Here is a 12,119-nt window from a genome sequence, read left to right as displayed (position 1 = left end):
TAATTATTCATTAGTAATGCAAAATATTATCTGTATCCATGAAAACCTTGTCTATATGAATGTGTACAAACTAAGCCATACGAAGTTTAGCGCGCTCAATACCACGCTCATACCAATCACGACCTTTTTGACCACAGTAATCTCGAATATATAGCTTATACTCGCGTGTTGCCTGATTTATTTGGCGAAGCTCTACAAGCTTGCGCTCTTTTTCCTCAGCTAGCATGACTAGCTGATCTTTAGCTTCAATGAATTGTGTTCTCATTTGCTGCAGCTGCTCTCGGTTGGCTTGTTTCTGGCTACCTGTCGCAGTATCACGCTGCTTTTTGAGATCACCAATACATTGACCAAAAGACTGTTGCTTATGTCTGAATATAGCCACAATCTTTTTATGATTATCAAGTTCTTTATAAAGGGCATCAGCGGTAAGGTGAGAAGCATGATGCAGCTCAATATGCTCATAAAAATCTTGGTTTTTCTCATAACTGGCGCGTCGTTTGGCTATTTGCTGTTGACGCTGAGCGGTTTCACTAGCCAGTTTATTACTAGATGAGCGATAATTTGTGCAAACACGTTCTTCTTCACTACTCAACCAAGAAACCAAACCAATAGCAGCAACCCCGATAAGCCAGTACATAGCGCGCTCCCTTAGTAACAAATATTGATGCAATAGGTGAGTATATCTGCGATACAGACGATATTAGTTAATGTCGGTAAAGGTGCGCGGCTGATTGCTGTCGCGCAAGCTGTCAAGCATCATTGCAAACGTATTGATAGGTGATTTCGATTCTTGTATATAGCGATTGGTTAAAGCTGTTTGCTCCTGTGATAGCTGAGATATTATGGTCATCATGCTCTGCTTAATATGATCTGAAACATCAGGTGAGACAATAATAGAGAGGTACTTATCAAGCTCTAGCTGACGACTCTCGATCATATTCACTACATCTTGATTCGAGGACTTCAAACTATCAAGCGTAATTTTATACGCATTGGCAATAGCATTTAGCTGACCTAACTTAATTTTATAGTCATTATCAAGTTGTTGCATAATGGCGTTAGCATCATCATGCATATGATCTCGTTGTAACTCAATTTGTTGCGTTGCCAATCGATAATTAATGATCGATTGGCACAAGATGAGTCCCTCTTTTAATGCGGCAATAGCGACGGTTTGACTAACAGGGATAGCAGGTAATGCCATGATCATTCTCCTAAGGTGCTAAGTATTGAGTAGTTGATGGCATTAAATATATCGTGTTTGAAGCTTAAAAATATGGAAGCAGCAAGCTTATCTTAAGCTACACGTCGTCTACTTTTATGATACTGATGCTATCTTTGGCTATATTTAAACTGTAAGGTTTGCCTCTAGACTCTTGCTGAGGCAAAATTTTATCTGCCATATCCATACCTAATTTTTCAATCAAAGAATCCTTTAGCTCACTTTTGGCTTCATCGAACCACTGCTGTGTAAAATATATCTCTGAACTACTGCCTTCATATATTCTACTAATTAGCTTTAAGAAATCTTCAGACATAATTTCTTTTTTCTTAGAGGGGCGACTCCATCCATTGCCTTCCATTTGTGCATCTATAATGAAGCAAGCAAAGTAAGCGAACGCTCTTGTTGATAGGTCATGAATAGTCACGTCATTTACAGTAATAGTTCTATATTTTGTATTTAAAGTGATTTTTATATCTTGCATTGCTCTATTAATATCAGCGATAACAGTACTGAATGGCAGCTTAGTAACTCGTGACTTTTTAGAGAGTGAGTTGCGCATTCTAACGAACGGAATCTTGGCGAGCCATACTTGTGCTTCTTGAGCGTTACCAACGACTTTTTCGTCACGGTCAGAGACAAGGTGCTCTGTTGGTGTGGGGTAAAAGAAGTTAGAAGCTTTTTCAAACTTCTCTTCTACTAACACATGAGATAGTGAGTCTTGCGCACGGCCATATAGTGACAAAGCATAGCCTGCATAAAAGCCCATTGTTTTACGTCCACCTGCAATAGAGACATGGACGCTAGTATCTTCCATGTTCGTAAACTCTTTGATTTTTTCGCAAATAATATCAGCTGATCTTTCGTTATCTTCAGGTGTTTTTAGATCAATCAAAGACTTACCATTTTGATCTACAATGACATGTAGATGAGTAGATGGATTGAACTCAATTTGTTCTAGTACTGGGTAATCACGCTTAAACTGCTCAAATACACCATCTTCAAATAAACGTTTACGTATCTGGTTTAAGCCATCTTGGGTGCTCAGTACGTGTACTTCGTCAGGCACCCAGTTTTCTGAGTTATTTTCATCACAGGCAAGTGCCCAAATGGTCTCAGTGATAATCTGCGGGGTCATACCAGTAACTAAAAACAAGATATTGCGTGACATAAGCTTCTCTCTATAAATTTGATGATATAAAGTTTACTGTATTCGTGATATTTGTGGTGGTTCCACAAGCTTGTGGCATTTCACAATGTACCTATCAAAAGATCATCAAGCGATATGATGACCAAAATCTAGCAACTGCTTACCCATAATCACCTTGATACCGGTATCCTCGGCGACAGCAAGTGATTTATCAGAGATATCAAACAAGCTCACAAAATACTTGTGTGTATTGAGTCCACCGACCTGACCGACAGAGTCAAACTTACGCAAGTCAGCATTGACTTTGGTAGTAGGGTTGTCTTTTCTATCCCAGTTGACCGTTTTGCACTCAAACAAATGTAAGTAGCCTGAATTTATATAGGCGACATCGACTTCATTACCATCACTGGTCTTTTTGAACTGTAAGCCAATCTGTACATCGACTTGCTGCTGCTGAGCAATATAGTGCTGGACAATCCAAAGCCCTGTGAGCACTTCGAACCATTTGCCACCCACGAACTCAACAGCTTGTTTGTCTTCCCAAGTGATGGTGCTCGCTGCACTGTCATAACTGAAATATGGTTGCGGCGCTTGGGCGAGTAGTTTGAGCCAAGTGATGCACTTTCTCAGTAGATTGCCGTCTTGTACTGTGACTGTCTGCGGGAAACTATGCTCAGGCTGCTTCATCAACCCTGCAGTCAAAACATTGAGCAATAACACCAAGCTTTGTGCTTTATCAAAGTCAGCTTTCATGTACTGATAGATTTGATTGATATAGTGATATTGCTGAGCAGGCAGGTCTAAAAATGAGGTTTCAGCACTTACTGCTTGGTAACCTCGCGCTTTGAGACGCGCTTCAAGATTTTCGGGTAGTATTAAGTCATAGCACTGCTTATTAGGGGGACGGTTATACCAGACTAGCTGGTTATTGGCTCGACTTTGATAGACACAATCATAGCGACTACTGATTTGTGCAATTTGGTCTTGTGCAATGCTCATCAGCTTGGTGCCACCAGTGATATTAAATATGATTTGCGATGCTTTATTATGAGCAATCCACTGTAGCAGCACATCTTTTATCGCCTCTACATTGTTCTCTTCAATGCCGTTTTGTAAATGTAGCTCTTCTATAGTTACTGGTGAAGTCTCAGAACCGACTTGTAGTGCGGTCAACACACTAGTCAGGTTGTCCACATAACCTTTAGTGCGAGTAAACTCGGTACTAATGATGACTATCTTCTTGATATCAGTATTATTGTCTTTAAACAAATGCCAAATAAGATAATAGTTGGCTTCGGTTTGTGCGGTCGCAGTTACAAATAAAGTTTTCAAGTATTAGCCTTTTTATATTGTTGTATGTCTTTCAATGACTGGGGTAAGACAGAATAGTGTTTTTTAGTGAACTAAACTATACGGTTTTTTCACCAAAGATTCACTATTAATATTAGCAAAATTTTGTTCTATTGCATCTGTAATATCTTGACAAATGCTATGTACAGTACATTTTGCTGTATCATAACTATATATTGGTATGGATTTGCCTATTAAGAGCATAGTTTGTTCGGTACTCAACCATTTGTATAACTCTGTATAGCTACTTCTCATGTTCATGACAGATTCTAAGGTTTCTTCATGTTGCCCGTATCGACGATCTCTTTTGGCATATCGCTCTAACAAAGTAGTGTTAGGAGCATCAAGCTGTATGACGAGATCTGGTATCGCTATGATATTTTCTTGTGCACGCACTTGCTCATAATGTTCAACAGGACTTAGATTGGCGTGTTGCCATCTCACGGCCAAGCTCGTTAGTATACTTCTGTCACTAATAATTAGATCAGCACTCCAGTCCGTATGTGAGGCGTGATAGTTAGATCGTGCAGCGTATAGCAGTCTAAAATAAGCATCATTGTTTTGATGTTGATAAAACTCGCGTTCCAAATGATGGTCCTCAGGTATAGGTTTGGTAGGATGTAATATAGCGATACGTTGCTGCTTTGGCTCCAAGCGCGCTTTTAAACAGGGAAGAAGCGTTTCTAACAATGTGCTCTTGCCAGTGCCTTTTATGCCTTCAATCGCGATATACATACTTACTCCTCATTTTTATCCGCTATGCTGGTTCTTACTTTTTCACAAGCTCTGGCTTTGTTGTCACACACCAGAATGGATAGCAGTCACTTCTATCTCCCATGCCTGACTACCGAGTATGAGCTCATCTGAGATATCTCCTACCTGTAACCCGATAATAGATTTGGCTAATGGCGCGTTGTAACCGATCTTAGCCGCCTGAATATCTGTTTCGTCAAATCCGACGATTTCCCACGTTTCATTGACGCCTTTATCGTTGGCAATGTCGTTTAGGTTCCAGCGAGTAATACTGACTAAAGAGCCAATTGCCACATGGTTAGTAGGACGATTGTTTGGATCTATATTGACAGGCCGTGCATGCTGCAATCTTTCGGTTAGCTCCTTGACAGTATGGTTTAAGTTCGCCTCTAGCTGTTGCTGGCGATTGAACTCAGGGTTGTCGTGCCAGCCATCTCCTGACATCTCAAATGCTACTTGTCGATGATCACGTACATCAGCATATTCCTGCTTTTTGCGAGCCAATAAAGCCTTAAGATTGTCAAAACCAGTGGTGGTCATATAGATAGTGGTTGATTGGGTCATGTGTCGCTCCTATGCGTTATATTCTTTAAATTGTTTGGCAAAACCCTCTGTATGTTAAACAGATGAGCTCCTTGCTGATGAGGCAACTATACGCTCTGAAGACAAAAGGCAGAGTGTTTGACAAGCTTGTGCATCTCGAATGTCATAGTCATTGAGTAGCTTGGTAAGGGTCGCAACCGCATCTTTGCAAATGATCGCAGTTGTAGTCTTTTTAAGCGCATGCCTATTAGCAATCATCTGCTGTACCCGAGTATCAGGCGCGTTTTGTCTTACGATACGACGCAAAGTTTGATGAGGTTGCTGGGATGTGACCTGATACCCTTGGTTAAGTAAGGCTGTACTGACATGACGGAACAAACAATCGTATAGCGTCAAATAAGCCTGCTCTGGTGATAATGTGTTTGAGGTACTGAGCAGTCGCTGGCGTAAACGATAAAGGCTTTGTTCTTCTTGTTCTAAACAAAAAGTGACGTTGGTCGCAGGCTTGATTTGGTCGGTATAGTGCAGGGCTTTTAATAGTGCATTATCGATTGTCATAGTGCAGTTTGAGTCTGTCATATACGCTCTCTTAATAATAAAAATGATAAAAATAGCTATTGCTACTGAGCACCGCAGCATTTTTGTGCATGTGATGCTTACTGATGGTTTTGTTTTAAATCAAGTATCAGGGCTGGCTGGTTACGCTGCTGGCCGCTGTTGGTTTAAGTAACAAACTAAAGCATGCTTGAGCTCATTAGCCGATAGAGTGGTCGGATGCAGCTTGGGGTCTGCGGTGGTTGGGAATAAGCGATTAGTCAGTATTTGCGTAGGTGCAGTACAAATAACCGTTGCTACCAGCTCTTCTCCAGGATGATTGATTCGGTGCAGTTGATCCGACGTCATTACATAGCTAGCACCAGCCGTTTGCGTGACGTTCTGCAGTTTTTTTAGGTGAGCTGCACCAACATACTGCTTATGCGCTGATACATGGGTTTCATTCTTTTGATGCTTGGCGGTGTACAGATACTCATCTGATAGCAATGTGGATGTATGGTTATTAGATGATGGTAGCTCTGATGTACAGGGCAAGGCAGTTGAGTCATCATTTGCTGCGTCTGCCCAGAGCTCACTTTTGAGTGCGCCTGTTAGCACATGGGAAGCAAAGCCCCAACGATGACTATGGATGTTTTCTTCGCAAGAAGTACCAGCGAACCAAATGTGTAGGCGCAGCTTGTAGCCTTGGTCAAGAAGTACCACCTTCAAGAAGCCATTACCATGCCAGTAAGAACGCGCTGCGATTTGCTTAAGGAGTGCTGGTGATTGGGTAATAGAGGACAGTAGGGAAATCATATTGTCAAGATGACAATGCTGGCTAAGTAAGTGAGCCAGTTGGGCTAACGAGACGTCATTAGTAGACGTGTCATCATTCTGATGAATGGTGAAATGCTGATGTAGGCACTCATGAATATCAGTGAGCTGTGTGTTAGCTAATGAAGGGGCTAAAGGCTTGTTTGCTACTGGTGTCGTCAATGTCATCATGATGTCCTCTAAGCCCCTGTGTATAGGTGCTATTAGACATCATTGAGAGAATGGCTATAGAAAACGGCAAGCTTGTCATCTTTGAGAAGTATGAATTTTTTAAAGTGTCTAGGTTAGAGGTAGAGGCGTAAGTTTTAGCCGATATTGACCCAAGCCCATGGTGGTGTTTTTGCCAATATGTAGCTGCTCACCCAGTTGCAAGGCTGGCAAGAGACGCGTTAGCGTCTGGTGGTCACCGGTGAGGTGTAGGTTTCCTTGTAGTCCATAAAGCTGCATTTTTCGCTGCTGGCGGTTAGAGCGGCGAGGCACATGATTGGCCACAATATCGACTGCTATTGATAGCGTCTCGATGTCTTCTTTGAACCGATGATAAGAGTCATAGCCTATATCCCATGATTCATCGGGGCTATGATTGTCTTGGCATAAACGGATACGGTTATAGAGCGAGGCGATAAATGTGGCACTATCGAGGCTATCTGGATGAGAGACAATACGGTTGTCTTTCTGATAGCGAAACGGTGTCAAAAATTGCATGGTTAGTTGAATGGATTGGTTGGCTGAGCGTACAGACAAGTCACTTGTTCCTAAACTGTCTTTTTTTAAATTGCTCTCTTTCAAATCTGCCTCTTTTAACTCACACACTTCTAAAGCTAAGTTGTCCTGTGAAATAGGGGTTGGCAAATTGGTCACGCTCGATGATGGTAGGTGAGGCGAAGTATAGAGTGTCTTGCCATCACAGTCCGCTTGCAAAAGCGTTGCTCGACGGTAAGGGGTATGAGCTCCCAGTCCTGTTGCAAGTGCCAGCTCCCATGCTTTGACAATTAAAGTCGTCTCGGTCACTGCAGCACCCATTACGGTCATACCGAATTGCCATATATCGCCTTTTTTGAAGGTCGCTGTTTTTTTATCACTCGCCTTCGGCTTTTTGGTTTTTTGCACTATATGATGAGTGTGGTCGTAGTCAGCGGTATCGCTAGAATGATCATACATTTGGTCAGTGATAGGGACATGTATGACATAAGGGTTTACTGCTTGGACATTCGTGTGCTGTAGCGCTGGCATCTCAAATAGTCGAGGGAAGTTGCAGTGCTGCTTCAGTGGGCAGTCTCTACACTCTGGCATATCTGTGACGCAGGTCAATGAGCGCAATGCAACCCCAAATGCACCACGTAGCATCGAGCCTGAATGCTCGGGCATGTGGAGTGGATCATCTTGGCGTACCATAAAGTACATGGTAGATAGGTTTGGTCTATTGACCACGGCTGTCGATGATACGGGGTAGGTGTGCATGTATAAGTCCAGATACAAGTAGGGTATTAAAGGCTTAAGACTATAGCAAATCTTAGCCATAGTTTAGATAGCTATTATCATAAAATATTAATGCAAGCGATAAAGATGTAGCGAAACGATAAGCTTGTCAAAAATACCGCAAAAAATAAGTTTTAAATTAAATGTAAGATAGTAATCATTAGCTATTGCACCTGCTACAGACATCTACTAACATGTATCAGATAACTTTAATCGGTTATTCCCTGACAGTTAGGGAGTGGTTTAGACAGGCTACCTGATAAGGTAATTCAACCGTTCAGACGAAAAATTGGTCAATATGTGTACAATTCACTGTAAAAAATTGGTTAAAAAAACACCAACTTTTAAACCGACATTTGTTCGCTATAATTCAATGAATAAGTTATTGATTTTATTGGTAATAAATATTGGTGTACAGTCTGAACTGCTCCCTGATTTCTAAGGGATTAAGACATATTGATAGTAGTTGTAGCTAGAGTGGGAGAGGTCTGAACTGCTCCCTGATTTCTAAGGGATTAAGACTTTACCACTTTCACTAGACTCAACTTCTGGTATGTCTGAACTGCTCCCTGATTTCTAAGGGATTAAGACGCGTCAATATAGCTAAGATGAACGTAGATGAATTGTCTGAACTGCTCCCTGATTTCTAAGGGATTAAGACTCCTCGTCTATAGCTGCCAGCGTATTGGCTAAAGTCTGAACTGCTCCCTGATTTCTAAGGGATTAAGACATGTACACTTTATGCTCTACTTGGGCGTATGTAGTCTGAACTGCTCCCTGATTTCTAAGGGATTAAGACATTTTGTTAGCACCACCAGCCATAGTCTTATAAGTCTGAACTGCTCCCTGATTTCTAAGGTGAGCGAGGATCAGTAAGTGTCTGGGAGACACTTACCCGAAGCGCAAGGCGCAGAGCTATGCTCGAGCAAGACGTTAAAAAATTACACTGTAATTTTAGCTTCGCAAGTAAAATCCTTTAAATAGGATTTTTTGAAGACGAGCTACAAAGGTCTGAACAGAAAATCCCAGATTTTCTCTTGCGTCAGGGCAAAGTAGTACTTTGCTATATCCCTCCTCATCCCTGATTTCTAAGGTGAGCGAGGATCAGTAAGTGTCTGGGAGACACTTACCCGAAGCGCAAGGCGCAGAGCTATGCTCGAGCAAGACGTCAAAAAATTCCACTGGAATTTTAGCTTCGCAAGTAAAAATCCTTTAAATAGGATTTTTTGAAGACGAGATATACCAGTCTGAAATCGGAAAATCCTAGATTTTTTCTTGCGTCAGCACACAGCAGTTATTGATTGCTATAGAACGAACCCAATAAAGCCACCTCTTATAGGTGGCTTTATTGGGTTGATAGCTATCTGATGCGTGAATTAATTACTCCAGATACACCTGAAGCTCCTGTATTAATTCACAAAACATACGCAGCTGCTGCTCTGTCTCTTGTCGCTGTGCCTCAACGCGCTCAAATTCATCCAATGCTTTTTTTGCATCATCTTGTACGATAGCAAACTGCTGATCTAGCGTCTTTTGATCGCTACATGTTTGATCCTGCTGGCGCATTAGAGCAAGCCTAGTCGTAATGCTTTTCGTCATGCGCTCATTGAGCATAAACAGTAGCTGCTCTTGTTCTTCATACTGTGACGCACATGCCTGTGCCGCCTGCGAGACAAGACGATAGAGCGCAACGTATTGGCTAAGTGAGGAGGCTGCTTGACACTGGCGCTGGTAGTCCTCAAGTTCACGTTGACGCGCTTGGCGTTCTTTTTTGAGACGACTTAACGCTTGCTGCGACTCTGCCCGCGAGTCTTGCTCAAACATACTTGCTAAGGAGCACGCAATAGCACCTACTGCTGTGATACCAAAACCTAGCCAAAACATACGCGTATTCCTTTGTCAGTAAGCCACTCAATAAGGTAAGACGTTTATTTGGCAACTCATGATTATTACTGTCATTACCGCCATTGGTGTGCGCTTTCTATAGTAATAGGTTCAATATCAGCCTAGTGCACATCCGTCAAAACATGTGAGCCTTCAACCATCATACTGCTACTGTGTTTGAAGGCAGTGAGCGCATGACTGCTCAACTTGCGATGATTAGCAATCAGATCGGATTGCTTGGCTTGCAAGGTATCTATGACGGTTTTGATCATCTGTAGTTGCTCAATGTCTATATTTGGATCACATATACGGTCGATCAGCTTGACGAGCATCGTATTTGCATCGTTATACATGTGCATGACGTCTACAGCGTTCTGACGATTGTGCGCCAAAGTGACAACGAACTGTTCACTCAATTGGTGCAGCTTGACCATCTGTCTTTCATGGTCGTTCTGCTCTTGTTGCATCGCATGGTTGGCTTGTTTATGCATGGTCTCGCGCTGCAGTGCTGTCTGATTGGTAGCATGACGATACTCCATGATATGGCTACATAATCTTAAGCCTTCCGTGACTAGCTCATTAATATAAGGGGCGGCAACGATAAGCGATTTTGACATTGTAGTTCTCCATATCATATAAATATGCCTGGCTTGACGGCTAGGCGTAGATGTAGCGTTAGGTTCTATAAAATCATGTATGAGATGATAGCCAATCAAACAGATTGATCGTCAATTTGGCAAGCTTGTCATGACTGAGTTGGGTCGTACTATTGACGTAAGATAGTTCTGATGGTGATTAGCAATCATGCTGATTGTATAAGGAGCGAGTAGTATGGCAGCGATTTTTGGGTTGTTAGTGATGTTTTTGATTGGCGGTTCAGTGATATTGCTGTTCGTCGCTATGATAGGCGCTGTCATCAAAGCCGTGATGTACCTGCTTGGTCATCGCTGAGTACAATCGCTAACTACATAGATACAAGATTGTAGTGAGCGGTTAGAGCGTCTTATCTGTTAGACGCTTCACGCTATAGGGCTCAAGCTTTGCATCAAGCTGAGACAACTGCTCGGCAGACAGCTCAATACCGCGCAGATACTCTGGGATACATAGACTCAAGTGTAGATAGCTGATACCGCGCTCGCCTAGATCTGCTACCAAATTGATAGGCAATGATCCTACGACCGTGTCGCCTGCCGACAGTTTGTCCTCACTGCTCAAGTGGGTGAGGTGTGCATCGTACTGATGACCCATGTGATTCATCCACTCAACTGCGCCCTGATGACGACTGACCAAATATACTGTCATACTGCTCCTTAACTAAATATACGATCAATATACTGCTAACTGGCGGCTATTATAGAGACTGTCGTTTGCCAGTCTCACTATGACAAGCTTGTCAGAAAAAAGTATTACACAGATATATTGCACAGTTACGACTTATGTTTGAAAATTAATAACCAGTACCGCTTGCTATCAATGATTGTGAGTATATCAATATGGTTGTTGCACAGATGGATGACTTGCATTACTATAATATAGTGAGCTATCACTGTTAACACCCTAAGCGATTAGGGGCGGATTCAGACTTTATCTGACGAAGATATTGGATGCTATTTAACGTTTCGGACGTATGATTGGTCATTATTTATACAATTTAGGGCAAAAAACTGGTTAAAAAAACACCAACTTTTAAGCCAACTTATGTTGGGTAAAATGTGGGATATAAGTTATTGATTTTATTGATAATAAAAATGGTTGTACAGTCTGAAACGCTCCCTGATTCCTAAGGGATTAAGACCTAGACTCCTTTCTTTTATGCCATCGGTCTAATGTCTGAAACGCTCCCTGATTCCTAAGGGATTAAGACCGACATTCTCTATCGAACTCGCTCTCGTTGTTAGTCTGAAACGCTCCCTGATTCCTAAGGGATTAAGACTTGTTTTCCATGGTGTTCTCCTCAGAACGTTTCGTCTGAAACGCTCCCTGATTCCTAAGGGATTAAGACTACCTGCGGTTACACTCATACGTCGTAATGTGTCGTCTGAAACGCTCCCTGATTCCTAAGGGATTAAGACCTTGGTCGTCATATACATCGGCACACGCCAGCCAGTCTGAAACGCTCCCTGATTCCTAAGGGATTAAGACAATTACCACTACCGGTTGGTACAATAATTCTTTTGTCTGAAACGCTCCCTGATTCCTAAGGGATTAAGACCGGTATCTAAAGTGACCGACGCAAACTCTTCGGTCTGAAACGCTCCCTGATTCCTAAGGGATTAAGACTTATTAGTAGCACGGTACGTTTCACAAGTAGTGGTCTGAAACGCTCCCTGATTCCTAAGGGATTAAGACTGGTGTTATCTTAGCTTGTTC

Annotated in this window: 12 protein-coding genes and 2 CRISPR repeat arrays (1 of these 14 running past the window's edge); all 12 genes read right to left on the bottom strand. The window is 42.1% G+C overall.

The genetic code is table 11. The features are described 5' to 3' along the window. Positions 1–70: 70 nt before the first annotated feature. The 12 genes from ACHUET_RS02905 to csx16 all read right to left on the bottom strand — a co-directional run bounded on the left by ACHUET_RS02905 (position 71) and on the right by csx16 (position 11,051). Positions 71–637, bottom strand: coding sequence for a hypothetical protein (locus ACHUET_RS02905; protein WP_394210518.1), 567 nt, complete (start codon positions 635–637; stop codon positions 71–73). 63 nt (positions 638–700) lie between these two features. Continuing rightward, entirely contained in the window at positions 701–1,204 is a 504-nt protein-coding gene (locus ACHUET_RS02900) for a hypothetical protein (RefSeq protein WP_394210516.1), read from the bottom strand. A gap of 97 nt (positions 1,205–1,301) precedes the next feature. After that, positions 1,302–2,393, bottom strand: coding sequence for a CRISPR-associated ring nuclease Csm6 (gene csm6, locus ACHUET_RS02895; protein WP_394210514.1), 1,092 nt, complete (start codon positions 2,391–2,393; stop codon positions 1,302–1,304). Positions 2,394–2,498: 105 nt separating this feature from the next. After that, positions 2,499–3,704, bottom strand: coding sequence for a Card1-like endonuclease domain-containing protein (locus ACHUET_RS02890; RefSeq protein ID WP_394210512.1), 1,206 nt, complete (start codon positions 3,702–3,704; stop codon positions 2,499–2,501). Between the two features lie 63 nt (positions 3,705–3,767). Further along, positions 3,768–4,457: a nucleoside/nucleotide kinase family protein gene (locus tag ACHUET_RS02885; RefSeq protein ID WP_394210510.1), complete on the bottom strand. Its 690-nt coding sequence runs from the start codon at positions 4,455–4,457 to the stop codon at positions 3,768–3,770. A gap of 63 nt (positions 4,458–4,520) precedes the next feature. Further along, complete coding sequence (locus tag ACHUET_RS02880) at positions 4,521–5,039, bottom strand: GreA/GreB family elongation factor (protein ID WP_201634030.1); 519 nt, start codon at positions 5,037–5,039, stop codon at positions 4,521–4,523. A gap of 54 nt (positions 5,040–5,093) precedes the next feature. Continuing rightward, positions 5,094–5,597, bottom strand: coding sequence for a hypothetical protein (locus tag ACHUET_RS02875; protein WP_394210508.1), 504 nt, complete (start codon positions 5,595–5,597; stop codon positions 5,094–5,096). A 120-nt stretch (positions 5,598–5,717) separates the two neighbouring features. Next, positions 5,718–6,557 carry a hypothetical protein gene (locus ACHUET_RS02870; protein WP_394210506.1) on the bottom strand — a complete coding sequence of 280 codons (840 nt, stop codon included), beginning with the start codon at positions 6,555–6,557 and terminating at the stop codon, positions 5,718–5,720. Between the two features lie 108 nt (positions 6,558–6,665). Next, entirely contained in the window at positions 6,666–7,847 is a 1,182-nt protein-coding gene (gene cas6 / locus ACHUET_RS02865) for a CRISPR system precrRNA processing endoribonuclease RAMP protein Cas6 (protein ID WP_394210505.1), read from the bottom strand. 435 nt (positions 7,848–8,282) lie between these two features. Further along, positions 8,283–8,664: a CRISPR direct-repeat array (repeat unit 36 nt; unit sequence GTCTGAACTGCTCCCTGATTTCTAAGGGATTAAGAC). A 581-nt stretch (positions 8,665–9,245) separates the two neighbouring features. Continuing rightward, entirely contained in the window at positions 9,246–9,749 is a 504-nt protein-coding gene (locus tag ACHUET_RS02860; RefSeq protein ID WP_394210503.1) for a hypothetical protein, read from the bottom strand. Positions 9,750–9,871: 122 nt separating this feature from the next. Next, positions 9,872–10,366, bottom strand: a complete 495-nt coding sequence (locus ACHUET_RS02855; protein ID WP_394210501.1) for a hypothetical protein — start codon at positions 10,364–10,366, stop codon at positions 9,872–9,874. A 376-nt stretch (positions 10,367–10,742) separates the two neighbouring features. Next, complete coding sequence (gene csx16 / locus ACHUET_RS02850; RefSeq protein WP_394210499.1) at positions 10,743–11,051, bottom strand: CRISPR-associated protein Csx16; 309 nt, start codon at positions 11,049–11,051, stop codon at positions 10,743–10,745. Positions 11,052–11,508: 457 nt separating this feature from the next. Then, a CRISPR array of direct repeats spans positions 11,509–12,119; the repeat unit is 36 nt; unit sequence GTCTGAAACGCTCCCTGATTCCTAAGGGATTAAGAC; it runs 186 nt beyond the window's last position.

The organism is Psychrobacter piscatorii (assembly GCF_043641605.1).
GTDB classification, from domain to species: Bacteria; Pseudomonadota; Gammaproteobacteria; order Pseudomonadales; family Moraxellaceae; genus Psychrobacter; species Psychrobacter piscatorii_C.
Note: the sequence above shows the minus strand (reverse complement) of the source record. Positions and strands in the feature narration are given on the sequence as shown.

Excerpts from the sequence above, each read along its gene's own strand:
- ACHUET_RS02905 (WP_394210518.1), bottom strand. The coding sequence starts at position 637 with ATGTACTGGCTTATCGGGGTTGCTGCTATTGGTTTGGTTTCTTGGTTG.
- ACHUET_RS02900 (WP_394210516.1), bottom strand. The coding sequence starts at position 1,204 with ATGGCATTACCTGCTATCCCTGTTAGTCAAACCGTCGCTATTGCCGCA.
- csm6 (WP_394210514.1), bottom strand. The coding sequence starts at position 2,393 with ATGTCACGCAATATCTTGTTTTTAGTTACTGGTATGACCCCGCAGATT.
- ACHUET_RS02885 (WP_394210510.1), bottom strand. The coding sequence starts at position 4,457 with ATGTATATCGCGATTGAAGGCATAAAAGGCACTGGCAAGAGCACATTG.
- ACHUET_RS02880 (WP_201634030.1), bottom strand. The coding sequence starts at position 5,039 with ATGACCCAATCAACCACTATCTATATGACCACCACTGGTTTTGACAAT.
- ACHUET_RS02875 (WP_394210508.1), bottom strand. The coding sequence starts at position 5,597 with ATGACAGACTCAAACTGCACTATGACAATCGATAATGCACTATTAAAA.
- ACHUET_RS02870 (WP_394210506.1), bottom strand. The coding sequence starts at position 6,557 with ATGATGACATTGACGACACCAGTAGCAAACAAGCCTTTAGCCCCTTCA.
- cas6 (WP_394210505.1), bottom strand. The coding sequence starts at position 7,847 with ATGCACACCTACCCCGTATCATCGACAGCCGTGGTCAATAGACCAAAC.
- ACHUET_RS02860 (WP_394210503.1), bottom strand. The coding sequence starts at position 9,749 with ATGTTTTGGCTAGGTTTTGGTATCACAGCAGTAGGTGCTATTGCGTGC.
- ACHUET_RS02855 (WP_394210501.1), bottom strand. The coding sequence starts at position 10,366 with ATGTCAAAATCGCTTATCGTTGCCGCCCCTTATATTAATGAGCTAGTC.
- csx16 (WP_394210499.1), bottom strand. The coding sequence starts at position 11,051 with ATGACAGTATATTTGGTCAGTCGTCATCAGGGCGCAGTTGAGTGGATG.